The following is a 24,479-nucleotide window of genomic DNA, read 5'->3' as shown; positions in this document are numbered from 1 at the left end:
CTCGCTTGCCGCGCGGCGCCATGGGTGTTGCGTTCTGCGACAGCGCGAGGGGCGGGCGGGGTCGCCGCCGCGACGCGGCGCTGGCGATCACCGCCCTCGCGCCGTGGGGCGGGTCACGCCTTCGGGTCGCTCGCGCGCCCTGCGCGCATGCCGTACCGATCGAGCTTCCTGTACAGGGTCGCCCGATCGAAGCCGAGGATCTGCGCTGCCTGGCTCTTGTTTCCGCCGACCACCTCCAGGACGCGGAGGATGTAGCGTCGCTCGACCTCCTCCATGGGGACGAGCTCTGTCGGGTCGTCGCTGGAGACGAGCACGTGAGAGCGCCTGTAGGTGCGTATCTTCTCGGGGAGATCGTCGACCGTGATCTGGTCGTAGCGCGCGAGCGCGACCGCCCGCTCGACGCAGTTCTGGAGCTCGCGGACGTTGCCGGGCCACGCGTAGGCCATGAGCTTCTCGGCGGCGGGCGCCGAGAGGCCCTTGATCGGCCGCTCCTTGACGGTCGCGAAGTGCTCGAGGAAGTGCTGCGCGAGCAGCAGCACGTCGGCGCCGCGGGAGCGGAGCGGCGGCAGATCGACGTGAACCACGTTGATCCGGTAATAGAGGTCCTCGCGGAAGCGGCGCTCCTCGATCGCGGTCTCCAGGTCGCGGTTCGTCGCGGCGATGAGCCGCACGTCCACCGGGACCTCCTCGTCCGCGCCCACGGGCCGGACGACGCGCTCCTGGAGGGCGCGCAGCAGCTTCGGCTGGAGCCCGAGCGGCAGCTCGCCGATCTCGTCGAGGAACAGCGTGCCGCCGTGGGCCCGCGCGAACAGGCCGCTCCTCGCCCCCTTGGCGTCGGTGAACGCGCCCCGCGCGTGGCCGAACAGCTCGCTCTCGAGCAGGGCGTCCGGGACCGCCGCGCAGTTCACCGCGACGAACGCGCCCTGGCCCCGCCGGCTGCGCTGGTGCACCGCGCGCGCGACGAGCTCCTTTCCGGTGCCGCTCTCGCCCGTGACGAGGATCGATGTGTCCGAGTCGGCGACCCGGTCGAGCAGGTCGAAGACGCCCCTCATCGCCGGGCTGCTGCCGAGGATCTGCTCGTACCGGCGGGAGTCGTCGACGGCGCGCCGCAGGCGGCGCACCTCCTCGCGGAGGGCGCGGTGGCGCAGGGCGCGCTCGACGGTCAGCTTGAGCGCGTCGAGCTCGAACGGCTTCGTCACGAAGTCGTACGCTCCGGCGCGGATCGCCGACGTGGCGGTGTCGAGGCTGCCGAACGCGGTGATGACGATGACCGGCAGATCGGGCCGGTTCTGGACGATGCGGTCGCAGAGCTCGAGGCCGTTCATGCCGCGCATGGTCATGTCGGTGACGACGACGTCGAAGTCCTCCGCGTCGAGGAGCTCGATCGCCTCGGCGGCCGACGTGCGCCACGCGGTCTTGAACCCCCGCTTCCTGAGCCCGGCGTCGAGCAGCTCGCAGACGCCGCGCTCGTCGTCGACGATCAGCACGCGTCCGGTCATGACCTCTCCTGCGGCAGGTACATCGTGAACTGGCTCCCCGAGCCCGGCCGGCTGTCGACGTGGATCCAGCCGCCGTGCTCCTTGATGATGCCGTAGGCGACCGACAGGCCGAGCCCGGTCCCCTCGCCGACGGGCTTTGTCGTGAAGAACGGCTCGAAGATGTGCTCGAGCACGTCCGCCGGCATGCCGTGTCCCTCGTCGCGCACCGACAGCGCGAGGTAGTCTCCCTCGGCGTCCCCCTGGTCGGCCGGCGGGCTGGCGCGGGCGGTCCGGACGCCCACGGTGATCGTGCCGCCGGCCGGCATGGCCTGGATCGCGTTGACCACCACGTTCGTGAGCGCCTGCTGGAGCTGGTCGGCGTCCGCGTGGATCACCCGGTCCGGCGCGTCGCCCTCGTCGACCATCGTGACGCCCTGCTTGTCGGCGAGCGGCTTCAGCATCGTGAGCGTGCCGCGGATGACGCCGCTCAGCGCGGTCTCCTGCTTCTCGGCGCTGCGGCGCCGGGCGAAGTCGAGGAGCTGGCGGATGATCCGGGTCATCCGCTGCGACTGCTCGAGGAGGATCTGGCCGTTCTTCGGCACCTCGTCGCCCGATACGTCCCCGTCCACGAGCATCCGCGCGCGCCCCGTGACGATCTGGAGGGGCGCGCCCAGCTCGTGCGCGATGCCCGACGCGAGCTTGCCGACGGTCGCGAGCCGCTCGGCGTGGCGGAGCTGCTGGAGCGCGGCGATCCGCGCGGAGGCCTCGGACTCGAGCCGCTGGTTCGCCGCGGCGAGGCGGTCGCACATCGCGTTCATCTCGCGGGCGAGCTCGCCGACCTCGTCTTCCTGGCGCAGCGAGAGGCGCGCGGAGAGATCGCCGGCGCCGATGCGCCGCGCCTGGTCGATCAACGTGCGCATGGGGCGTCCCACCAGCCAGACTCCGAGGCCCGTCGTAAGCAACCCACATACCAGCGTCAGCGCGGCGGTGGTGATCGCCGTGCTCAGGATCATGCTGCGGATGTACCGGCGCGCGCCCGCGAGCGACTCGGAGAGCTCCAGCGCGCCGGCGCGGTCGCCGGGCACGGGCACCGGCACGCTCGTCACGAGGAGGTCCGCGTCGCGCTGGGGGATCCGGTGCACGACCGCTTGCCCCGTTGTGACGGCGGCGAGCTGCTCCGGCGCGAGCCGGGGCCGGTGGGCCTCATCGGCCTGGCCGTCGAGCCAGACCCAGCGGATGTTCACCTGCTGCTCCCGCTCGTTTGCGTCTTCCACGAGGCGCAGCGCCCGCGCCGGCCCCTCGGACCGCCACACCTGGACGACGGCGGACGCGAGCGCGCGGGCCATCGTGTGGTGATCGCGCTGGACGTCGTTCTCGAAGATCCTGGCCTCTCTGCGGATCTGGGCGTAGGCGCTCAGCGCGAGCACGAGGAAGACCCCGAGCACCAGGGCGAGCGTCAGCTTGCGCGCGAGCTTCATGGCCGGGGTGGTAGCGCAGGTGGCGCGCGCGGAGCCATCCGCGTGACGCCGGCGGGAGGGCCGCCGCAAAATGCGACATGCCGCAGGGTGCGGCAGCGCCGCTGCCGTCGTCCGGGCGCTGCGTCGCTGTGCTCGTCCTCACTTCGGCCCGTCGGGGGCCTTGTCCGGGCAGCAGAACAGGTGATCTGGCACGAGCAAGGCGCAGCCGTCTTTCCAGGGGTCGTCCGGTGCGTAGTCCGTGCGGTTCTCCGCGGGATAGAAGTACGCCCTTGGCTTCGCAGGATCGGTACAGGCGCCGTCGCGCTCCGGCGCCGCCTCGCGGTGCTTCGGCCCGCTGGTGCCCCTGGAGCAGGCCGCGAGCGCGGCGCCGGCGGCGAGGAGCGCGACGAGGGCGGCGGCGGGCGCGCGGGCGGGGCGGCGGCGCTTGCGGTCGAGCGCGGGCGGCATGTCCATGCCCCCATCCTGCACCTGCTCGTCGCGCGGCGGAAGCCGCGAGCGCGCCGGTCACCGCCCGGTCGTGCCCTCTGGGCCTTTGACGTCGGTCAACGCGTGATGCCTCATCTTCCGGATACGGTCGGGGAAGGGCTTCACCTTGGCCCAGCGCGGGCGGGCCGACTCGCTGTGTGGGTCGTCGTCGATTCTGCGGCGTGATCCTGTCATGAACAACAAGCTTGTGGACCGCCCTCGCGGCGCAGGCTGCCCGTCTACATCTCGCCGGAACGTATGCGAGATCCTGGAAGAAGAAGCTGTATCCCTGCCCGGCGCGCATTGTACCGTGCGCGCTCTGTGGAGGGGCGCATGGATAGGGTCAGTCATGCACAAGGTATGTTCCTGATGATCGCTGCCGCCGTTCTCGCTGGCTGTGGCGCGCCGGAGCCGCTGGGGACGGCGTCGGAGCGCGTCGAGGCGGGCCAGCCGGCTTATCACGGCGGGTCGAGCCACGGGGGAGACCGCTGGATTCACGTGACGAGCGGCGGCCGCGAGCGCTCGGCCCTCCTTCACGTCCCGAGATCGCTTCACAAGAGGAAGAGGCGTGTCCCGCTGGTGCTCGACTTCCACCATGTCAATGGTACGCCCGAGGCGGAGGCCGCCCTCACGGGGCTCAGCGCGCTCGCGGACGAACGCGGTCTCCTGGTCGCCTATCCCGCGGGCATCGGCGGGAGCTGGAATGCAGGCCGGTGTTGCGGCCAGGCGTGGGAAGAGGAGGTCGACGACGTCGGCTTCACGCGGGACCTGATCGACGCGATCTCGGAGGAGCACAGCGTCGACCGGAGGCGCATCTTCGCGACCGGCATGTCCAATGGCGCGCTCATGGCGCACCGCCTCGGCTGCGAGCTCGCGGACAGGATCGCGGCGATCGCCCCGGTCGCCGGCGTGCTGCACGTACCGCCCGCGTCCTGCGATCCGGTGCGCCCGATCTCCGTCCTGCATGTGCACGGGACTGCGGACGTCGTCATCCCTTATGAGGGAGGCCTGGGCGTCGTCCCTGTGCCGGTGTCGGGGAGCCTCGATTTCATCTCCGTGGCCGAGAGCCTCGCTGTATGGCGCGACCGCGACGGCTGCGCTGACGTCTCCCACGTGACCTACGCGCACTGCGACACGACGTGCACGGCGTGGTCGCGCTGCGCCGACGAGGCCGAGGTCGAGCACTGCGCGGTCGAGGGGGGCGGGCATACGTGGCCGGGCGGAGGGGATCTGCCGCCGGTGTTCGGGGCGAAGAGCGAGACATTCGACGCGAGCGAGCGGCTGCTTGACTTCTTCGAGGAGCACCCGATGTGAGAGCATGGACGAGCAGACGTCTCCCGCTGCATGCGATACGGCCTGACCTTCCTCGCCCTGAGCGCCGCGCTCGCCGCGCTCGCCGCGCTCGCCGGCGGGGCTGCGCTCGTCCTGCTCTGGCCGGCGCTGAGCTTCGGCCTTGTCGGCGCCGCGTACCTCGGGCGCCGGCCCGCGCTGCTGGGCAAGCGGCCGGACGGCACGCAGGCTGCGTGGGCGCTCGTCCTGCTCGGTCCGTACTTCCTCCTGGCCTGGGCCATCTGGCGCGCGGAGCGGGCGCTCGGGCGGGCGGACTGCGCCAACGAGGTTGCGCCCGGGGTCTGGGTGGGCCGGCGGCCGCTGGCCCACGAGCTGCCCGCGGGCGTGCGGCTGGTCGTGGACATGACGGCCGAGTTTCCGGCGGCCGCCGCGGTGCGGCGCCACCCCGGGTACCTCTGCGTGCCCACGCTCGACGGCACAGGGCCCGAGGTGGAGCGGCTCCGGGAGCTGCTCGAGCGGCTGCGGGGCGTCGACGGCGTGTACCTGCATTGCGCCTCCGGCCGCGGCCGATCGGCGACGCTCGCGACCGCGCTGCTGCTGGAGCGCGAGCTCGCCGCCGACGTCGACGCGATGGAGGCGCGGCTCCGGCTGCGGCGGCCCGGGATCCGGCTGAACGCCGCGCAGCGGGAGCTCCTGCGCCGGGCGCGCTCGCGTCCCGGCACCTGAGGCTCGGCCGGTCGTCGAGGCGGGGGACGAGCCGTCGCCGCCGCTGCTCGCGTCGGCGACAAGGCGGCGACGGGGCCCGCGTGCCACGCGGCGTGGGCGCGCGGCGACACCGGCGGCGCGCGGCGCGGGCTTTCCTGGCAGCGCTCCGCGGCACACACCATGCTCTTCCGGCTCCGCATGCTGCGCTCCCGAACTGCTGTGTTGATCGTCTCCATGGCGCTGATCTCCGGCTGTGCCGCCCGGCCGCGGCCCGCGCCCGCCGCTACCACCGAGATCCAGCTCGCGCCCGCCCCGCGCTCGCCCGAGGCCGAGGCGGCGGGCGACGCCGAGGCGGCCGGCGTTGTCCTGGTCTGGGGCAGCACGGGCGATGGGCCGCAGCTGACGTGGCACGTCGCCGAGGGCGGCGCGGTGCTCCGCGAGGAGCCCGGGATCGTCGTGGCGACCCGGCGCGGGGCGTGGCGCTGGGAGGCGCGCGCGAAGGAGGTGGAGACCGCGCCCTGCGAGCTCTGGGACGGGGACACGCGCGCGCCGGGCGAGGGCACGGCGACCGACGCGGAGCTCGTGCTGCACGGGGGCGGCGAGCGCCAGGCGGTGATCTCGGCGCCGGACCAGGGCGAGAGCAACGTGTTTCAGCACAGCGCCGCGGTGATCGGGAGCGTGGGACCGTACCTGTTCATCGAGGAGCGCACGTACAGCGACCTCTGCGGCGCGCACGGCTCCGAGAGCGCGGCGTTCACGGTGTGGGACGCCGAGCGCGGCGCGGTGGTCGACCTGGTCGCCGAGGTGTCCGGCGTGCCGTCGCTGCAGCGCGCGGCCGAGGCGATGTTCGACGAGGAGGACCCGGACGCCGAGCGGCGAGAGCAGGACCCCCCGCAGCTCGTGAAGGTCGCGCCGGTCTATGACGCGCGGGGGGCGCTCCGGCTCACCGCGCAGCTCGCGCGCTCGGTCTGCTATGCCTGCAGCGACGGCGCGTGGAGCTCCTACTCGCGCTCGGCGACGGTGCCAATCCCGCGGGGCCCGGGGCGCCTCGCCGCGTGGGTGGCGCCGCCGCCCGCGGTGCAGGCGTTCCTGACGCAGACGCCCGGCGTCAAGCTCGGCGGCTGGTCGCGAGCCGGCCAGGACGAGTGACCTGAGCCACCACGACCCGACCCGGGTTCACGACCCACGACCCGACCCGGGTTGGCACGACCCACGACCCGACCCGGGTTGGCACGACCCGACCCGGGTTGCAGCCACGACCCGACCAGGGTTGGCACGACCCGACCCGGGCGGGTCACGACCCGACCCGTGGAGGACCAGCCACGACCCGACCCGGGTTGCAGCCGCGGTGGCACGACCCGACCCGGGTTGCACGACCCACGACCCGACCCGGGTTGCAGCCGCGGTGGAGCCACGACCCGACCCGGGTTGCACGACCCACGACCCGACCCGGGTCACGACCCGACCCGGGTCACGACCCACGACCCGACCTGGGTTGGACCGAGCTGACCTGAAGGCGAGCCAGGTGACTACGACCGGACCCAGGTTGATCCGACTCGACCCAGGTTGACGAGGCGGATCCGACTCAGGTTGAGGTGACCCGAAGGGGCGAGGTGACCCGACCCAGGTTGACGATCCGACCTAGGTCGGGGGCGCTGAGGCCGGAGGTCGAACCGACCAAGGTTGGGGTAACCAGGTTAGGGTAACAGGGGGTAACCAAAGGTTCGGGTGACGGACGGGCCCGACGCCGTCGGTCCAGCATGGCGGAAACCGGCGAAAAGCAGCATCCGCCACCCACGTGGCCGGGTAAGTTGTTGAAATGATTCACGCCAATGGATGGCGCAGTGTTTGTCTACGTGATCCTGCCATGAGCCAGCCTCGCGAGATCGCTCCCGGCGCCACGTACCTGATCACCCGTCGCGTTCTGCGTCGGCACCTCCTCCTTCGTCCCGATGCAGCCATGAATCAGTTCTTGGTATATGCCCTCGCTGTCTCCGCTCACCGCTACGGCGTCGAGGTGCATGCCCTTTGCGCCATGTCGACGCACTTGCACCTCGTCGTGACCGATGTGAGGGGCGTCCTGCCGCGCTTCTTGCAGTTCTTTCATCGCATCGTGGCACTCGGTACGAAGGTGCTGCGGAAGTGGGAAGGGCCTGTATGGGATCATGAGGTCACGAGCGCGGTGCGGCTGCTGACGCGCGCGGCAGTCGTGGAAAAGATCGCTTATGCCCTTGTGAATCCCGTCGCCGCTGGCCTCGTACGCCATGCGAGGGAGTGGCCGGGCGTCAAGGTAGAAGTGGGTGAGATCGGCCATGGCATGCTACACGCTGCCCGTCCGTCGGCGTATCTCGACCCGGAAAACCCTCAGTGGCCCGAGGAAGCAACGCTCCCGCTTGCGCTGCCGCCCACCATCGAGCAGGGCACCGCAGAGGCATTTCGGCGCGAGGTTGCGGCCGAGATCGAGCGGCAAGAAGCGCGGGCCCATGCGGAGGTGGAGCGGCAAGGACTCCGCTTCTTGGGCGTCGAGCGCGCCAGGAACGTCTCGCCTTACCGGCGTGCCACAAGCTTCGAGGCGTTGCGCGACCGCAATCCAACCTTTGCAGTGGGTCGTGAGCAGGGGGGCGCATGGCAAGCCGCTGCTGCCGTGCGGGCGTTCCGCGCGGCGTACCGCGCGGCGCTCGAACGCTGGCGTGCGGGGGTACGCAGCGCCGTATTCCCCGCGGGGACGTGGTGGATGCGCATGTTTCACGGCGCCAGCGTGAACGACGTGGTGCTTGTGGTGTAGAGCTGCGCGCGGGATTGCGACGGCGAGACTGCCAGGGAGTAGGGTGGGCGTGGCATCGACGCGTCCGGATGGGGACGTGCCTCTTTAGAATGCAGGTTAGTCAGATCTCAGCCTGGGTCGGTTCGTTCGGCCTGATGCGGTCCGCTGCTCAACCCGGTTCGGGGCGGAATCACGGGTCGGGTCATCCTCAACCTGGTCCGGGTCGTCTCCTCCGTCCCGTCTCCTCAACCTGGTTCGGGTCGTTTCATCCTCAACCTGGTTCGGGTCGTTTCATCCTCAACCTGGTTCCAGGGTCGTTCAACCTGGTTCGGGTCATTCGCCTCAACCTGGTTCGGGTCATTCGCCTCAACCTGGTTCGGGTCATTCACCTCAACCTGGTTCGGGTCATTCAACCTGGTTCGGGTCGTTGAGCAGGTCGTTCAGAGCAGCTCGTCCAGGTCGTCCATCGCCTGCGAGAGGTCCTCGCTCATCTCCTTCAGCCTCTCCCGATCCTTCTCCAGGAGCACCGCCTGCGCCGCGCGCGCCTTATCCCCCAGCTTCCGCGCCGCGAGCACGTTCTCGAGCAGGTACCGCCGCTCTGTCGCGCCGAGCCCCGCGAACGCGCGCCGGAGTACCGGCAGCGTATCCCTGAAGCGCTCCGGCGCGATCCCCCCGAGGAACGCGTCGAGCGCCTCGACCACGTGGCGGCTCTTTACCAGCACGAGCGCATTCACCTCCAGAAATCCGGCCAGGAACGACGCCGCCGCTTCCGGCGCGGCCGCGCCCCCGAGCCGCAGGCCAACGACCCGCGTCACCTCCGCATCGTCGATCGCCTGCGCCAGGTAGAGCAATCCGCAGGCGAGGCCCGACGTCGTCGGGTTCACCGCCTCGCTGTCCACGAGCCCCCGTGCGGCATCGAGCCACGCCCCGCGGTCGACGATCGGCTGCGACAGCGCCACGTCGTGCAGCGTGCGCAGCGCCTCCTTGGCCGCGGCGATTGCCTCGTCGCTCCCCGTACTGCCCCCGTGGACGCGCAGGACCGCGCGCGCGAACGTCTTCTCCAGCATCGGCGCGATCACCCCATCGCCGAGCGACGACAGCGACCGCGACGACCCGAACGAAGCGAGCCCCGCGAACGCCCGGCACGCCCGGGCGAGCGACGGGAGATCGCTGTCGCCCGCGGCGAACTCGTCGCACGCGCGCAGCGCGGCGCCCACGGCGCGGGCGCTCGACGCCAGCACGCCGTTCAGCAGCACGTCCGCGGCCTCACCGGTGGTGTGGCACGCCGCGAGGTCCTCCTCGAGCAGCCGTGTCGCCACCTGCTCCAGCGTGTCGCCGAGCACGATCTTCTCGACAAGCGCAACGTCGGTCGCCGGCGTCCACTGCGCCTCCCACGTCTCGCTGAGCTGCCCGAGCAGTTCGTCCGGCGGCACCACCTGCGCCGCCTGGCCGCGGGATCGCGCCGCGCCTCCAGCTCTTCGTGTCCCGGCGTACGCTGCGTAAGGAATCTTCGCGATCCGGAGCCGGTGCAGGAGGACGCTCGTGCCGACCTCAACCTGGTTGGTGAGCGAGAGCCGGAACGACTCGGGCGCGTCGGTGGCGGGGAGCCTGCGTTCGCGCACCTCGCGCCAGAATTCCTCCTGGAGCGAATTCTTCCCGAGTAGCTGGCCTCCGACCCGACCGACGTTGCGCCCGATGACCGCCGGCCAGAGGAATCCGTCAACGTGGGTCGCGTCGCCGCGGCACATGGTCGCGATCGTCGCCTCGCGCACCTCGTCGAGCCCCGGCTCTGCCTTCCCCCGGAGCTCTGCCAGCGCGACCGCGAGGCGGAAGGCCTCGATGGTATCGGCGAGCGACGCCATGAAGCCGCGCAGGCGGAGGTGTTCGGTGAAGTCGATGAGCACCTCGAGCGTCGCGCGCCGGAAATCTCCACCCGCCTCGTGCGCGCGCTGGTAGTACTGCGGCGCTCGGTTGCCCGCGCCGTAGCCGAGCTGCTCGGACAGCCGCGGAAAGCTGAACGGGATCAGCGTCACCGCGCACGGCACCGGCGCTGGCAGCCGCGCCTCCAGCGCGGGATCCACGTCGCGCGCCGCGAACGCCGCCGCGTGGGCCGCGCCGAGCACGGCCGCGACCTCGTGCGGGGCGAGGTCCGCCCCCATGCGCTCGAGGATCTGCCGCGCCATGTATGCATCGCGCGCCCGGTGGACCAGCCGCTCGCCGTCGCCGCGCGCGAGGTCCGCGTAGGCGAGGAGCGCTTCCCGGAACGCCCCTGGCTCGTACCGTGGCGCCTCGAACGAGGCCTCCCAGAACTCCTCGAACGAGCGGAACCCCCGCGCCCGCGCGCACGCCTCGTAGATGCTCTCCTGCGCCCCCGCCTCGCCCTCGTCCTCCCCGCGCCCCGCCTCGCCCTCGTCCTCCCCGCGCCCCGCCTCGCCCTCGCCCTCGTGGCCGCCCGGGTCCTCGGCGTCGTCGTGGCCGACCGTGGCGCCCTCGAACGGCGCGAGGGTCATGCCGACGGGCACGTCGACGAGCTCCACGCGCGCGCCGTGCTCGAACGCCCACTTCACCGCGACGTACTCCGGCGAGTACGCCGCGAACGGCCACAGCGACGACGCGGGCTCCCCGTCGGTCCGGTAGCCGAGGATCGCGACGGGCGGCACCGTCTTCGGGTCGACGAGCGCCTCGAGGAGCGCCGTCGCGTCGCTCGGCCCCTCGACGAAGATCGCCTTCGGCCGCACCTCGTCGAGGTAGGCGCGCAGCGTCGCGCTGGAGCGCGGCGAGTGGTGGCGCACCGGGAAGAGGTGGACTGCGGCGAGCCGGTCGAGGTCCATCGGGTCTCCCTCGGTCAGGGCGCCATCCGCTTCCTGGACGCCGCGTAGAACTCCTTCCAGAGCCCCGCGCGCCCCTTGACCACGGTCTCGCAGTACTCGCGGACGGCCTTGAGGTCGTCGCCGCCTTCCTTGCTCACGGCGCCGAGCAGCGACCGCGACAGGTCGTCGGCCGTGACCTTCCCCGTGCCGAAGTGCTGCGCCAGGATCCCGCTGTTGAACAGCACGCTGATCGCCTCCGCGGTCGACAGGACCGAGCCGGGCGTCTTCACCTTGGTCTTGCCGTCCTTCGTCACGCCCGCGCGGAGCTCCTGGAACAGCGTCACGAGCAGCTTCGCGAGCTCCGCCGGCGGCTCGACGCCGACCTGGTAGTCGCCGCGGAGCTCGGCCTCGCGCTTCTGCACGATGCGGATCTCCTGCTCCAGGTCGTCGACGACCGGCACGGTGATGAAGTTGAAGCGCCGCTTCAGCGCCGCGCTCATCTCGTTCACGCCGCGGTCGCGCGTGTTGGCGGTGGCGATGAGGTTGAACCCGCGCTGCGCCGAGACCACCTGATCGAGCTCCGGGATGGCGACCTGCTTCTCCGACAGGATGGAGATGAGCGCGTCCTGGATCTCCGACGAGGTGCGCGTGATCTCCTCGAACCGCGCGAACCGCCCGTCGCGCATGGCGCGGAGGATGGGCGAGGGCACGAGCGCCTTCTGCGACGGCCCCTCGGCGAGGAGCAGGGCGTAGTTCCAGCCGTATTTGACGTGCTCCTCGCTCGTGCCCGCGGTCCCCTGGACGACGAGGGCGCTCGTCCCGCTGATGGCCGCGGAGAGGTGCTCGGACAGCCAGCTCTTCGCGGTGCCTGGCTCGCCGACGAGCATGAGCGCGCGGTCCGACGCGAGCGTCGCGAGGGCGACCTGCACGAGCGACCGATCGCCGATGTACTTCGGCGTGATCGCGACGCCGCCGACGGGCTTGTCGCTGCCGAGGATGTAGGTCTCCACGGCCCTCGGCGAGAGCCGCCACCCGGGCGGCCTCGGCGCCGTGTCCTCGGCCGCGAGGGCGGCGAGCTCGTGTTCGTACCTGGTCTCGGCGGGCTGGCGCAGGTCGCTCATGGGGCGGGAGAGGCTACCGCAGAACGGGGCGGGGGGAGAGCCTGGCGAGCGGCGCCGGGGGCGAGCGCGGGCGCGCCACGGCGCCAGCGCGGGCGCGTCACGGCCGCTCTCGGCTCATCCGCGAGCCCGCGGCGGCGCGGCGCGGCGAGGCCGCGGGAGAGCGCGCGACATGCGTTCTCCGCCGCGGCGCGCGCCGCTCGACGCGCTCATTCCGCGGCGCTGATGGGCAGGGAGACCGGCTCGGACTCCCAGCACCAGTCGTCCGACGACTGCGCGACGCAGGCGTACTTGAGATCCTCGAAGCGCATTTCGCCAACGACCTCACCGTCGGCGCGGACCTGGACGTCGATCCACGTCGGGCTGTAGTGCGGCGGCGGGCTGTCGACGTAGACGACGAGCGCTGTCGCGACCGCCCCCGACCCGCCGCCGGCGCCGCCTCCTCCTCCCGCGCCGCCGCCCTCGTCGACGACGACCCTGACACCGATCGGCTCGTCCTGGCTCGCGGCATCGAAGACGTCGCCCTCGCTGGTCTCGACGGTGAACGTCAGCGCGGCGACGGGGACCGGCTCGGCGAGCTCGATCGTCGCGGCCGAGCACCGGAACGCGTTGGCGCCGCCGGCGCCGTCGTAGAAGCAATCATCGGCCGACGTGACCTCGGCAGGATCCTTGTCGCCGGGCGCCCCTCCATCGCCGCCGCCGCCGCCGCCATCGCCGCCGCCGCCGCCCATGCCGCTCGAGGAGCTGCTCGTGGAGCCCGGCCCCGAGGTGGCGCCGTTGTTTCCGCCGTCGTCGTCGCTACACCCGGCCGCCACGAGCGCGGCGGCCACGAACCACAAGCTGAAGAATGTGTGTTTTGCCATGATCGCAGCGTATCAGAGGCAGCGTCCCGTCCTCCGCGACCGAAACGTGCTGGCCGCTGCGCTGCGCGCAAGCTCCCGGAAAACGCCCGGCAGACGCGCGCCGGCGGAGCACGATCGCGCCGCCGGCAACCAGGCGAGCGATCTCCTCTCCTCGGCGCAGCCCGGCCAGGAAACCGTCATCGACGGAGCCTGCGCGCCCACGGGAAACGTGCCCGAGCCGGGACTAGAAGCGCTGCGCGGCCGCGACGAGGACGGCGAGGAGGAGGAACAACAGGCCGATCGCCCCGAACGCGGAGAGGGCCACTTCGCCCCTCTCCACGGCCCCGAGCAGGCGATCCGACAGCCGCCCGATCGGAACGAGCCGTGCGCCCCGCTGCTGGACATCCACGCTCGCCCACGCGCCCCGGGCCGCGAGCAGGACCCGCTTCAGCTTCATCAGGGCGGCGTCGATCGGATAGAGCAGGTCCCCCGGTGGGAGCTCCACGCGGACGCGTGGGCCCCGGCGTAGCAGCCGTCCGCCGGCAGCGGCGATCGCGGCACCCGCGAGCACCGGCCAGGCCGCGGCCCAGAGCGTGCCGGGGGCAACGAGGAGCCCGAGATCCGCCGGCGCGATGGGCGGCCTCACGAGAAGGACGACGTCCAGCAGGAGGAGCGACGCCCAGGGAACCCATAGCCCGGCGCCGGGAACGAGCCGCTCCGCCGAGCGCGGGAGGGTGCGACGCACGAAGTGGATCATCAGGAGCGTGCTGGCCACGGCCCCGGCGGAGAGCAACCACGGCAACCACGTGGTTCCCCAGGGCGCCTGCGCCACGATGTCCTTGAGGGAGATCTTCGCGAGCGAGCCGCTGGAGAGCGGCGCCCCCGCCAGATCCAGGGCCGGCAACGAGAGGCCGAGAGCCACGAGGCCCCCCGGCCAGCCAGATCCCGTCGCCCTGGCCACCCCGGTGCCGAGGAAGAGCGCTCCCTTCGCCAGGGCGTGGTGCATCGCGTAGAAGAGGATCGCCGCCACCACCGCGGGAGCGGCGCCCGGATTCGAGAGCCCGACGCCGAGCGCGGCCGTCATGAAGCCCATCTGACTCACGCTGGAGTAGGCCAGGATCGTCTTCGATTCCCGCTGCGTCAGCCCGAGCGCGACACCGAAGAACGCCGCGGCGATCCCGGCGACCATGCACGCCGATCCGTGGGCGGGCAGCGCCGCGGCGCCGAGGGGCAAGAACCGCAGCCAGCCGAGGACACCCGCCTTGATCATCGCGCCGCTCAGGACCGCGCTCGCCGGGATCGGCGCCGCCGGGTGCGCGAGCGGCAGCCACATGTGCAGGAAGAGCGCCCCGGCCTTGACCCCGAACCCGACGAGGACAAGGGCAGCGACGAGCTCCCGGGTCGCCGAGGCGGCCACAACGCGAGGGACGTCCTGCAGCGCAACGTTGATGTCGGCGCCCACGATGAGCAGAAACGCGCCCAGGATCGACATCTCGCCGAGCAGGGCCATCACGATGTAGACCCGGCCGGCCCGGCGCGCCGCGCCGGTTCCATCGTGCACGATCAGCCCGTACGCGGCGAAGGTCATGAGGCCGTAGAACAGATAGAAGCTCGCCACGTCCTCTGCGAGGACGAGCCCGACATTCCCGCTCAGCGTCGCGAGGAAGAAGACCCAGAAACGAGGGCGATGCGGATCGCCCGCCAGGTACGCTCGGGCAAAGAGGCTGGAGACGAGCCACAGGCACGCCGTCAGCAGCAGGAATCCCCGGGTCACCGTGCCTGCGGACCCGAGGCGCATCCCGAGGACGGCGGCGCTCGAGACGATCGTCGCGCGACCGTGCAGGGCGACGGCGAGGATCAGCGCCGGCAAGGCGGCCCAGGGGGCGAGCGCCGCCGCGAGGGGTCGGAGGAAGCGGTTCGGCATCCCCGCCGCGAGGAGCAGGGGGAACGCGAACGCCGCGATCGTCGCCTCGGCGGCGAGGCCGTCGAGGGTCACGGCCTGAACTCCCGGGCGGCGATCAACTTGGCCCATGCCAGGGGGCTCAGCGGCGCGCCGGCGAAGAGCCCGACAGCGAGGGAGAGCGCGGCGGCCACCAGCGTGGGCCACAGCAAGAAAGGCCTCGTCTCCGCGCGGCCCGGCGCCTCCGGCCAGGGCGACGCGGGCTTGCCGAACCACGCATCGTGGACGATCGGCAAGAAGTAGGCGGCGTTGAGGAGGCTGCTGAGGATCAGGACGCCGGCGATCCACGGCTGGTCCGCCTCGAGCGCGCCCACCCCGAGGTACCATTTGGTCACGAACCCGGCGAGCGGCGGCGCGCCGATCATCCCCAGCGCCGCCAGGGTGAACGCGCCCATGGTCAAGGGCATCCGCCGGCCCACGCCGCGCAGCTCGCTCACCTTGTGGAGGCCGAGCTCCTCGGCCAGGTTCCCGGCGCAGAAGAACAGCGTGATCTTCATCAACCCCTGGTGGACGAGGTGGACGATGCCACCGATGGTGGACAGCGTGCCGACCGCCGCCACGCCGAGCGTGATGTAGGAGACCTGGCTGACGGTCGAATAGGCGAGCCGCGACTTGAGGCCATCCTGCGTGAGGGCCTTGAGAGAGCCGTAGAGGATCGTCGTCGCGGCGACGACCGCGAGGGGCCCCATCACGCCGAGCTCGTGGGCGAGGTGGACCCCGTACACGTCGTACACGACGCGCGTGATCCCGAACGCTCCGGCCTTGACGACGGCGACCGCGTGGAGGAGCGCGCTCACCGGGGCAGGCGCGACCATGGCCACGGGAAGCCATGCGTGCAGCGGGAACAGGGCGGCCTTCACGCCCAGGCCCCCTATCAGCAGCACGAACACGCCGATGAAGACGTACCTGTCTTGCGGCGCGGGCCGGGGGAGCGCTCCCCCCTCGGTGAACTCGATGGATCCGACGAGCGCGTACAGGCACGCGACGCCCGCGAGGAGCAACGCCCCGCCGAAGATCGTGTAGCGGAGATAGAGGTCGCCGGCGCGGAGCGCCTCTTTCGTCCCGCGGTGGACGACGAGCGGGTACGTGGAGAGGGTGAGCATCTCGTAGAAGACGAGGAAGGTGAGGGGATTGCCCGCGAGCGCGACGCCCATCGTCGAGGAGACGCTCAGCGAGAAGAAGCCGAAGAAGCGGCTGCGGTTCGGCGACCCCTCCAGGTAGCCCACGGCGTAGACGGTCGTGACGAGCCAGAGGACCGCCGAGAGCGTGACGAAGAGCATGCTGAAAGGGCTGGCGCGCAGGAGCAGGTCCGCGCCGGGGAGGAACGGCAGGCGCGTCTCGTAGCGCCGGCCTTGCCCGATACCCCAGACGAGGACGCCCGTGAGCGCGAGCTTCACGACCGCCGAGGCCAGGTTCAGGGCCGTCCGGGCGCGACGCTGCTCCTCGGCCAGCAGGAAGATGACGATCCCGGGCACGAGAGAGCTCAGGATGACGAGGAGGGGAATCGCGTCGTCGAGGCTCATGACGAAAGCCCCACGCGCAGCGGCAGCCCCGCGCGGAGGAGATCGAGCGGGGCCTTCGGCGCGACGCCGAGCAGGAGCGCGAGGAGGGCGAGCGCGAGGGCCGCGAGCTCGGCGCCGCGCCGGAGCGGGCGGAGGCGCACCTCGCTCGGCAGCGGCAGGAACGCGCCGCGAAGGACCCGGAGCACGTAGCCGGCGGCGAGCAGCCCGCCCACCAGGATCACGGCCGCGAGCCACCCGTTGCGGCGCTCGATGGACGCGCGGAGGAGCAGCCACTTCGCCACGAATCCGCCGCTCGGCGGCATCCCCATCAGGCTGGCGCCCGCGAGCGCCAGGGAGAAGAAGGTGACCGGGCGGTGGCGGGCCAGGCCTTGCAGCCCATCGAGCTCGTCGTGGCCGAGCGTGCGATGAACCGCGCCGGCCGAGAGGAACAGGGAAGCCGCGGCGGCGGCGTGCGAGACAGCGAGGTACACGGCGCCCGACAGGGCGCCCGGGACGTCGAGCGGAAAGAACAGGAAGAGATATCCGACGTGCGCCACGCTCGAGTAGGCGGTGAGCGCCTTCAGCCGTCGCTGTCTCAGCGCGAGGAGCGAGCCCCAGAGGACGCCCGCGGCCCCGAGCGCCCCGAGGAGCTGGCCGGCCCGGGGCGCCGCCTCCGCCGGGAGGACGTCGAGCCATATCCTCAAGAGCACGTAGAACGAGCCCTTTCCGACGAGCGCGGCGACGAGCGCGCTGACGGTCGACCTCGCGGTCACGTAAGAGGGGGGGAGCCACGCGTGGAGCGGGAAGAGCGCGGCCTTGAGGCAGAGCCCGACGATCATCAGCGCGAGCGCCGTCCACGCCGTCGGGGCCGGGGCGAGCCGCGCGCCGAGGACGCTCAGGTCGAGCGTGGCGTACATCCCGTAGAGGATCGCGACGCCGAGCAGGTAAACGAGCGAGCCCGGGAGCGCGACGAGGAGGTAACGCAACCCCGCGGCGGTGGCCTCTCGGCTGCCGCCGGCGGTGACGAGCCCCACCGCGGCGAGCGTCGTCAGCTCGAGCGCGACGTACAGGTTGAAGGCGTCGGCCGACATGGCGAGGGCGTTGAGGGCCGCCCACGCGGCGAGCCAGAGCGAGAAGAACCCGCCTCCCGGGCGAGGGCCGGCTGGCGGATCCCGGATGGCCTGGGCGCTCGTCAGCGCGCCGACGACGCCGACCACGAGCAGCATCACCGCCGCCAGGCCGTCGGCGCGCAGATCGATGCCGAGCGACGCGCCCCAGCCGCCCGCGGCGTGGCGGAGCGCGCCGCTGCGGCTGACGGACCACGCGACGGCGGAGGCGGCGCCCAGCGTACCCAGGCTCGTGGCGCCGACGATCCATCGCTGGCCGCGCGGACCGGAGAGCAAGCACAGGACGGCGCCGATCAGGGGGATGATCACCGCCCAGGCGAGCTCGGTGTTCATGGCTCATCCGCTTCTGTCTCGGCGGACGCGGGCGGCCCGGGGGCATCCTCCGCCGCGCCGCCGAGGCGCCTCGCCAGGGAGAGGGCCAGGGCCGTCGCGCTCACGGACACGACGATCCCGGTCAGGACCAGCGCGTGGGGCACCGGATCGGGGATGCCGGAGGAAGATCGCCGCGCCAGCGCCACGAGGAACAGGAACACGCCGCTCCCGACGAGGTTCGTCGCGATGACCTTCCTGAGGAGGTATCCGGTGGAGAACAGCCCGTACAGGGCCGCGGCCATGACGACGACGCCCGAGAGGGCATAGAGGATCCACGGGCTCACGTCCTGTCCTCCTGGCGGGCCTGCTCTCCCGTGCGATCGAGGCGCCCCGTGGAGGGGAAGAACATCGCCAGGATCATGGCGATCGAGATCGTCAGGGCCGCTTCGACGCAGACGATCAGCGTCCCCGCCCACGCGGGCGGGTACTCCAGCACATGCCGACCGGCGAGGAGCGGCGCCACGGCGACGGCGAGAAAGCACGCCGGGCCTACGAGCAAGGCCGCTCGCACGACGGTCGACGACATGCAGGGGGGTGGGACCGTCCTCGCGAGCAGCAGGAGAATCGCGCCCCCGCCGAGGATCGAGCCCGCCTGAAACGCCCCGCCGGGCGCCATCGCGCCCCGCCAGAGCAGATAGCCGGCCACCAGGATCATGCTGGGGATGAGCTGGCGTACGAGCGCGGGGAGCATGGGCCCGGCCAGGGCGGCATCGCCGAGCTCCATCGCCGGCCGGAGCTGCGCCTGCACGCCGATCGCCGCGAGGAGCAGGACGGCGATCTCCAGGAGCGTGTCGTAGCCGCGGAAGTTGAGGAGGACCGCGGTGACGGGATAGGAGACCCCGGCCGGCGCGAGGTGGCTGAGCACTTCATCGCTCAGGCCACGGCTCGGATCGGGCAGAGAGAACACGACCGCGCCGAGGAGGAGGGCGAGCCCGGCGAGCAGCAGGGAGAGCCATGCTCGCCGGTGACGCGACGCGGGCGGCGGCGCCTGCTCCGCCGGGCCGATCCACCCGAGCGCGCTCATGAGCAGGGCGCCCGTGAACCCGGTGCCGACCGCCGCCTCGACGAGGGCGACGTCCGGGGCGCCGAGGCGCGCCCAGGCCAGCGCGGAGAGGAGGCCGAAGGACAGGAAGAGCACGACGGCCTTCGGCGGATCATCGGTCACGAGGGCCCGCCACGAGAGGAAGGGGAGGGCGCACGCGAGGATCCCGTCCATCGCCCAGTCGACCCCGCTCACGGCTCCCTCCAGGGTCGGATTCCGCCGTGGTATGCGGCCCTCGCGATCAGGTGACAGGTGACGGCGCTGGAGAGCAGCACGAGGCCCCAGGTGAGCCCGAGCTTGAGAACGACCGAGAGCTCGCCGGCCTCCAGCGCGAGCCCCGCCGCGACGAAGCCGAGTCCGAGGTTGTCCGCCTTCGTCAGCGCGTGCAGCCGCGTGTAGACGTCCGGAAACCGCAGGAGCCCCGCCGTTCCCGCGAAGAAGAAGAACGCGCCCACGGCGAAGAGCGCGCCGGAGGCGACGTCCACGATCCTCACGAGCCGCCCCCTGTCCACCGTCCGAAGGCGTGCTTGACGAACGCCACGACCGTGATCGGCGCGAGCAGGGCGAAGAGCAGGGCCACGTTGCGCAGCGCCGACATCCCCTGGTCCTCGGCCATGAGCAGGAGCACGGCCACGCCGGTCGTGCCGAAGAGCTGAGCGACGAGGATGCGATCGGCGAGCGTGGGGCCTCGCGCGACCCGCACGAGGCCGGCGAGGACGTTCAGCAAGAGAAACACGGCGACGCCGGTCCTCACGTCATGCATGGGAACGCTCCAGGCGCTCGCCCAGGGCGCGAGCGATATGCCCCTCCAGCGCCCGCAGCTGCCCGACGAGCGCATCACCCGTGTCGATCAGGGCGTGGATCTCGACCTGATCGCCGTCGACATCCACGCTCAACGTCCCGGGCATCATGTTCATCGTTCCAATGAAGAGGTGCCGGGCCGGGCCCGCGGGCAGGCGGAGCGCAACCCGGATCATCACGGGCGTTATCGAGAGTCGCGGCGCGAGCGCGCGGCGGGCGACATCGATCCCGCCGCGCAGCGAGCCGATGAGGAAGACCAGCGCGAACCGCAGCAGGCCGAGCGGGCTCCACCGAGGCGAGGGCGAGGGCAAACACGCGCTCGCGAAGAGGGCCAGGAGCACCACCGGCACGCCGAAGGCGAGCCCCGCGCGATCTCCCTCGGTCAGCGCCCACCAAACGCCGGCGAGGACCAACGCTCGGACTGGCAACGATCGAAGGCCCCCTGCGCCGAGGCGGTCCCGGACTTTGTGGAGAATCTCGGTCTTCGTTGGCCCCTCCCCCTCATCCACGCTGGGCCTGTCGTCGTCGCAGCGCGCGCGACACGCCTCCGGAAGAAGCTAGGTGGGAAGCCCGTGACGTCAACGGGCCTTGGGGCCCTCGGCGCAGGAGGTCAGACAGCGCTGGTGGCGCGGTGCTTACCGCAGACAGGCCGCAGAGGAGCGAACCGCCAAGACGCCAGGAGCGCCAAGAACGCAAAATTGTTAAGACGCCTTGGCGTCCTTGGCGCCTTGGCGGTTCCCCAAATCCCGCACTGCCACCGCGTCGCTCCGGAATGGACGTGAGACGTGAGCGGACGCCGGACATCCTGGCCGAGAGAGCGCACGCAGCTCGAACGGGAGCGGCAGGGCGCGGGAGTGAACCGTCAGGGACACGAAGAGAGCCGCCAGGGACGAGAGGTGGCGCGTCAGGGACACGGAGCTCGCCGCCAGGGACACGGAAACACGTCAACGGGACGTGGTGGCGTTGCCGTCAGGGACACGGAGGTCGCCGCCAGGGACACGGAGGTCGCCGTCAGGGACACGGAGGTCGCCGTCAGGGACACGGGGGGCGCCGCCAGGGACACGGAGGTCGCCGTCAGGGACACGGGGGGCGCCGCCAGGGACACGGAGGTCGCCGTCAGGGACACGGGGGGCGCCGTCAGGGACACGGGGGGCGCCGTCAGGGACACGGGGGGCGCCGTCAGGGACACGGGGGGCGCCGTCAGGGACACGGGGGGCGCCGTCAGGGACGTCCAGGCGCTACGTCGCCTGTCCCTGGACGGCTTCCTCGGCGCGCGGGCGGCGCACCGCTCGCCGGCCGGTCACTTCCGCGCGCCGGTCACGCGGATCTCGCGGAGGCGCGCCCGCATCGCGGCGTAGTACGGCTCGATCTCCTTGGCCGCCGGCGTGCCCCACAGGTTCTTTCGCTCTTCCGGGTCGCTCGCCAGGTCGTAGAGCTCGAACCGGGCGCCGCCCGAGATCGTCAGCTTCATGTCGCCGCGGATGAACGACCGCCGCGCGTCGTTGTAGGGCCCGGCCGGCATGTCGATGAGCACGTCGCGCGCCTCGGCCTGGTCGCCGGGGGCGAGGAACACGTCGGGCAGGAGCGACGTGCCGGACAGGAAGTCGGTCGCCGGCGCGCCCTCGCCAGGGCCCGGCACCCGCATGAGGTCGAGGATCGTCGGCGTGAGGTCGATCAGGCTGCGCCGCGCCGAGACCCGCGACGGCGCAGCGCCCGGCACGTGGACGATGAGCGGCACGCGCACGAGCTCCTCCCAGAGCTCGAAGCCGTGGCGGAACATCTTGTGCTCCCCGAACGCCTCGCCGTGATCGCTCGTCACGAAGACCGCCGTGCGCCCGCCGAAGGGCGCCGCCGCGAGCGCGTCGAGCAGCCGGCCGATGTGCCTGTCCGTGAAGGCGACCTCGCCGTCGTAGAGGTCCCGCTGCGTGGCCGCGCCGAAGCCCGGCACGTCGGCGTGCCGCAGGTAGTCGGCGTGCGGGTCGAGGTAGTGGACCCACAGGAAGAACCGCCCGCCCGTGTTCTCGGGCGACCCGAGCAGCCGCAGCGCCGCGTCGGTCAGCGCGGGGCTCGTCGCCTTGTTGTCGACGTCCCAGGGCGCGCCCTCGGGCGGCGCCGCGGACATGTCCACCACGTCGAAGCCGCGGTCCAGCCCGCCGAAGCGGCCGAAGTACCGGTGCCCGTGCACGCTCATCGTGCGCACCCCCGCGCCCTTCAGCCGCTCCGCGACGAACGTGTCCTCCTCGCTGAATGTGTTGAAATGCCCCCAGTTCCTGTGGGTCTCGCTCCCGTACTTGCCGATGAGCATCGGGCCGATGCTCTTGCCCGTGTAGGACGCGAGCGCGTACGCGCGCTCGAACACCGTCGAGCGGGCCGCGAGCGCGTCGAGGTTCGGCGACACGGGCCGCGGGTTGCCCGCGTAACCGAGGTCCCAGCGGAGCGTGTCGATCGTGATGAGCACGACGTTCAGGTCCGGCGGCACGCGCGCGGCGGACGACCCGCGCGCGTCGGCGCCCGCCGGCGGCTTCGGGGCGGGGGCGAGCTTCTCGAGCGCCGCGGCGGTCAGGTCGCCGCCCGTGCAGTCGTCGTCGACGCCGTTGTCGAGGATCTCCTCGGCGAGCGGGTGGACGCGCGCGTCGCTGTCGTCGCAGTCGCCGCCGCCGAAGAGCGCGGCCGCGCGGTCGCCGTCGCGGTCGGCGGCGCGGCGCAGGACCGCGAGGCTCTTGCCGCCGACGGGCGCGCCGCGCTCGAGCGCCTGGCCCACCGCGGGCTGGGCGTTCAGCGACGTGGCGGCGCGCGCGGTGAGCGCGAGCGGCAGGACGGCGAGGACGATCGCGAGCGGGGCGCGCACCGTCCGGATGGCGGCCGGCGCGAGGAAGGCGGCGAGCGCGACGACGAGGAGGATCGCCGGCGCGCGCAGGTCGAGCTCGGGGCGCTTGAAGACGCCGTAGATGCCGAGGAAGCCGCCCTCGCCGGAGACGCCGCCCGTGGCGACGCCGAGCGCGAACAGGATCGCGGCGATGCCGAGCGCGACGCCGCCGGTGGCCGCCGGGTCGACGCAGGCAGGGCGGCCGTCGCTGGCGTTGGCGAGCGTGCGCCGGAGCGGCGGGGTGAGGGCGAGGACGGCGAGGCCGGCGATGAGGCCGAGGCCGAGCGCGCCCGCGGCGATCGCCGTGCCGACGAGCAGGGGGGCGGCCTCGAGCCCGAGCAGGGCGCGGGCGAGGTGCGCGCACAGGGTCATCCAGAGGAACGCAGCGAGCACCGCGAGCGGCACGAACGCCGCGATGTCGGCGGGCCGGCCGATCGCGCGCACCCGCAGCGAGGCGACGAGCGTGGCGGGCGACGGCGGGCGCGACGGGTCGACGACGATGGCGGCGGCGCCGCCGAGCAGGCCGACCGCGAGCGCGACGGGCGCGAAGACGCCGATGTCGGCGAGGTAGGTCGCGAGCTGGAACGCCGGGTCGTCGCCGGTGCCGGCCGTGGCCCACCCGGCGTCGAGCGACGCGGCGAGGGCGCCGAAGACGCTGGCGCCGAGCGCGCTCCTGGCGAGCCGCCCCGCCCACGAGCGGGCCAGCGTGGGGACGGCGTGCCCCGGCGAGCTCGGGGTCCGCTTCACGAGGGGCTCCGCTTGCGCGCCATGGGGTGGGCGGCGTCGTAGACCTTGAGCAGGTGGTCGATCGAGACGTGCGTGTACCGCTGCGTCGTGGCGAGCGAGGCGTGCCCGAGCAGCTTCTGGATGGCCCGGAGGTCGGCGCCGCCGTCGAGCAGGTGGGTCGCGCAGGTGTGCCGGAGCGCGTGCGGGTGGAGGTCGGCGCGGCCGGCGCCGAGCGCGCCGTAGCGCTGGACGAGCGCCTGGACGCGGCGCACCCCGATGCGCGCGCCGCGGCGCGACAGGAACAGCGCGCGGGGGTCGCGGGCGCCCGTCGTCGGGTCGGATAGCTCGGCGCGCCGCTGGAGGTAGCGCTCGATGGCGGCGAGGGCGTGGGAGCCCAGCGGGACGATCCGCTCCTTGTCGCCCTTGCCGACGACGCGCATGGACGCCTTGTCGGGCTGCCGCGTGACGTGGGCCAGGTCGAGCCCGCAGAGCTCGGAGACGCGCAGGCCCGCGCCGTAGAGGGTCTCCAGGATGGCGCGGTCGCGCAGCCCCTCGGCCGTGTCGGCGCCGGGGATCTCCATGACCTCGGCGGCGGCGTCGACGTCGAGGAAGGTGGGCAGCGGGCGGCGGACCTTGGGCAGGGCGAGCTGGGCGGCCGCGTTCTTGTCGACCTCGCCGCGCCGCTCCAGGTACCGGAGCAGGGCGCGGGCGGCGCCCACCTTGCGCGCGATCGACGCGGGCGCGTGGGTGCGCGCGAGCGAGCCCAGCCAGCTCCGCAGGAGCAGCACGTCGAGGCCGTCCACGCCGGGGGCGTCGCCTGCGGCCGGGGCGTCGCCTGCGGCCGCGGCCTTGCCCGCGGCGAGGGCGTCGCTTGCGGGCGCGGTCTTGGCCGCGGCCTTCGCCTTGCCACGTGACGGCGCGGCAAGGCGGTCGGCGTCCGCGGCTGCCTTCTCGCGGGCGAAGCGCGCGAGCTGCTCGAGGTCGCGCCGGTAGGCGGCCACGGTGTGGCGCGAGGCCCGGCGCTCGGCCGTCAGGTAGGTGAGGAAGCGCGCGATCGCCTGCTCCAGCGTGGTCCCGCCGGATCGATCGCCGCTCCGCCGCGCGTGCATCACGGGTTTGCCCTACCACCAGGA

20 protein-coding genes are annotated in these 24,479 nt (G+C 72.5%); 4 read left to right on the top strand and 16 right to left on the bottom strand.

Features of this window, described 5'->3' with window-relative positions:
* Positions 1-113 precede the first annotated feature (113 nt).
* The 3 genes from WMF24_RS40320 to WMF24_RS40310 all read right to left on the bottom strand — a co-directional run bounded on the left by WMF24_RS40320 (position 114) and on the right by WMF24_RS40310 (position 3,409).
* Positions 114-1,499: a sigma-54-dependent transcriptional regulator gene (locus WMF24_RS40320; protein ID WP_437732780.1), complete on the bottom strand. Its 1,386-nt coding sequence runs from the start codon at positions 1,497-1,499 to the stop codon at positions 114-116.
* On the bottom strand, positions 1,496-2,956 hold the full coding sequence (locus WMF24_RS40315; protein WP_437732779.1) for a sensor histidine kinase: 1,461 nt from the start codon (positions 2,954-2,956) through the stop codon (positions 1,496-1,498). The genes WMF24_RS40320 and WMF24_RS40315 overlap by 4 nt, the downstream gene beginning before the upstream one ends.
* A gap of 138 nt (positions 2,957-3,094) precedes the next feature.
* Positions 3,095-3,409, bottom strand: coding sequence for a hypothetical protein (locus WMF24_RS40310; protein ID WP_437732778.1), 315 nt, complete (start codon positions 3,407-3,409; stop codon positions 3,095-3,097).
* Between the two features lie 381 nt (positions 3,410-3,790).
* Between WMF24_RS40310 and WMF24_RS40305 the strand changes: the two genes are divergently transcribed.
* From WMF24_RS40305 to WMF24_RS40290, 4 genes are all read left to right on the top strand, one after another.
* Positions 3,791-4,735 (top strand): extracellular catalytic domain type 1 short-chain-length polyhydroxyalkanoate depolymerase, encoded by a 945-nt coding sequence (locus WMF24_RS40305; protein ID WP_437732777.1) that lies wholly within the window; start codon positions 3,791-3,793, stop codon positions 4,733-4,735.
* Positions 4,736-4,765: 30 nt separating this feature from the next.
* Positions 4,766-5,437 carry a hypothetical protein gene (locus WMF24_RS40300; protein ID WP_437732776.1) on the top strand — a complete coding sequence of 224 codons (672 nt, stop codon included), beginning with the start codon at positions 4,766-4,768 and terminating at the stop codon, positions 5,435-5,437.
* 213 nt (positions 5,438-5,650) lie between these two features.
* On the top strand, positions 5,651-6,565 hold the full coding sequence (locus WMF24_RS40295; protein WP_437732775.1) for a hypothetical protein: 915 nt from the start codon (positions 5,651-5,653) through the stop codon (positions 6,563-6,565).
* Between the two features lie 718 nt (positions 6,566-7,283).
* Positions 7,284-8,201, top strand: coding sequence for a transposase (locus WMF24_RS40290; protein WP_437738911.1), 918 nt, complete (start codon positions 7,284-7,286; stop codon positions 8,199-8,201).
* Between the two features lie 419 nt (positions 8,202-8,620).
* On the opposite strand, the gene WMF24_RS40285 is transcribed toward WMF24_RS40290, so the two are convergent.
* From WMF24_RS40285 to WMF24_RS40225, 13 genes are all read right to left on the bottom strand, one after another.
* Entirely contained in the window at positions 8,621-11,011 is a 2,391-nt protein-coding gene (locus tag WMF24_RS40285) for a DUF5682 family protein (protein ID WP_437732774.1), read from the bottom strand.
* A 14-nt stretch (positions 11,012-11,025) separates the two neighbouring features.
* The gene (locus WMF24_RS40280) at positions 11,026-12,111 is read right to left on the bottom strand and encodes an ATP-binding protein (RefSeq protein ID WP_437732773.1); all 1,086 of its coding nucleotides are present in this window, start codon (positions 12,109-12,111) and stop codon (positions 11,026-11,028) included.
* Positions 12,112-12,317: 206 nt separating this feature from the next.
* Positions 12,318-12,971 carry a hypothetical protein gene (locus WMF24_RS40275; protein WP_437732772.1) on the bottom strand — a complete coding sequence of 218 codons (654 nt, stop codon included), beginning with the start codon at positions 12,969-12,971 and terminating at the stop codon, positions 12,318-12,320.
* 223 nt (positions 12,972-13,194) lie between these two features.
* The gene (locus tag WMF24_RS40270; protein ID WP_437732771.1) at positions 13,195-14,946 is read right to left on the bottom strand and encodes a complex I subunit 5 family protein; all 1,752 of its coding nucleotides are present in this window, start codon (positions 14,944-14,946) and stop codon (positions 13,195-13,197) included.
* Positions 14,943-16,433 (bottom strand): proton-conducting transporter transmembrane domain-containing protein, encoded by a 1,491-nt coding sequence (locus tag WMF24_RS40265; protein WP_437732770.1) that lies wholly within the window; start codon positions 16,431-16,433, stop codon positions 14,943-14,945. Before WMF24_RS40265 ends, WMF24_RS40270 begins: the two co-directional genes overlap by 4 nt.
* The gene (locus tag WMF24_RS40260) at positions 16,430-17,872 is read right to left on the bottom strand and encodes a complex I subunit 5 family protein (protein ID WP_437732769.1); all 1,443 of its coding nucleotides are present in this window, start codon (positions 17,870-17,872) and stop codon (positions 16,430-16,432) included. The genes WMF24_RS40265 and WMF24_RS40260 overlap by 4 nt, the downstream gene beginning before the upstream one ends.
* Positions 17,869-18,195 carry a sodium:proton antiporter gene (locus WMF24_RS40255; RefSeq protein ID WP_437732768.1) on the bottom strand — a complete coding sequence of 109 codons (327 nt, stop codon included), beginning with the start codon at positions 18,193-18,195 and terminating at the stop codon, positions 17,869-17,871. The genes WMF24_RS40260 and WMF24_RS40255 overlap by 4 nt, the downstream gene beginning before the upstream one ends.
* Entirely contained in the window at positions 18,192-19,148 is a 957-nt protein-coding gene (locus tag WMF24_RS40250; RefSeq protein ID WP_437732767.1) for a hydrogenase subunit MbhD domain-containing protein, read from the bottom strand. Before WMF24_RS40250 ends, WMF24_RS40255 begins: the two co-directional genes overlap by 4 nt.
* On the bottom strand, positions 19,145-19,447 hold the full coding sequence (mnhG, locus tag WMF24_RS40245) for a monovalent cation/H(+) antiporter subunit G (protein WP_437732766.1): 303 nt from the start codon (positions 19,445-19,447) through the stop codon (positions 19,145-19,147). Before mnhG ends, WMF24_RS40250 begins: the two co-directional genes overlap by 4 nt.
* Positions 19,444-19,716: a monovalent cation/H+ antiporter complex subunit F gene (locus WMF24_RS40240; protein ID WP_437732765.1), complete on the bottom strand. Its 273-nt coding sequence runs from the start codon at positions 19,714-19,716 to the stop codon at positions 19,444-19,446. The genes mnhG and WMF24_RS40240 overlap by 4 nt, the downstream gene beginning before the upstream one ends.
* On the bottom strand, positions 19,709-20,167 hold the full coding sequence (locus tag WMF24_RS40235) for a Na+/H+ antiporter subunit E (protein WP_437732764.1): 459 nt from the start codon (positions 20,165-20,167) through the stop codon (positions 19,709-19,711). Before WMF24_RS40235 ends, WMF24_RS40240 begins: the two co-directional genes overlap by 8 nt.
* 887 nt (positions 20,168-21,054) lie before the next feature.
* The gene (locus WMF24_RS40230; protein WP_437732763.1) at positions 21,055-23,367 is read right to left on the bottom strand and encodes a sulfatase-like hydrolase/transferase; all 2,313 of its coding nucleotides are present in this window, start codon (positions 23,365-23,367) and stop codon (positions 21,055-21,057) included.
* Positions 23,364-24,455, bottom strand: a complete 1,092-nt coding sequence (locus tag WMF24_RS40225; RefSeq protein ID WP_437738910.1) for a tyrosine recombinase XerC — start codon at positions 24,453-24,455, stop codon at positions 23,364-23,366. The genes WMF24_RS40230 and WMF24_RS40225 overlap by 4 nt, the downstream gene beginning before the upstream one ends.
* Between the last annotated feature and the right edge of the window lie 24 nt (positions 24,456-24,479).

It is taken from the genome of Sorangium sp. So ce1335, from assembly GCF_051521615.1.
Taxonomy (GTDB): domain Bacteria; phylum Myxococcota_A; class Polyangia; order Polyangiales; family Polyangiaceae; genus Sorangium.
This window is presented reverse-complemented; position numbering and strand designations above follow the sequence as displayed.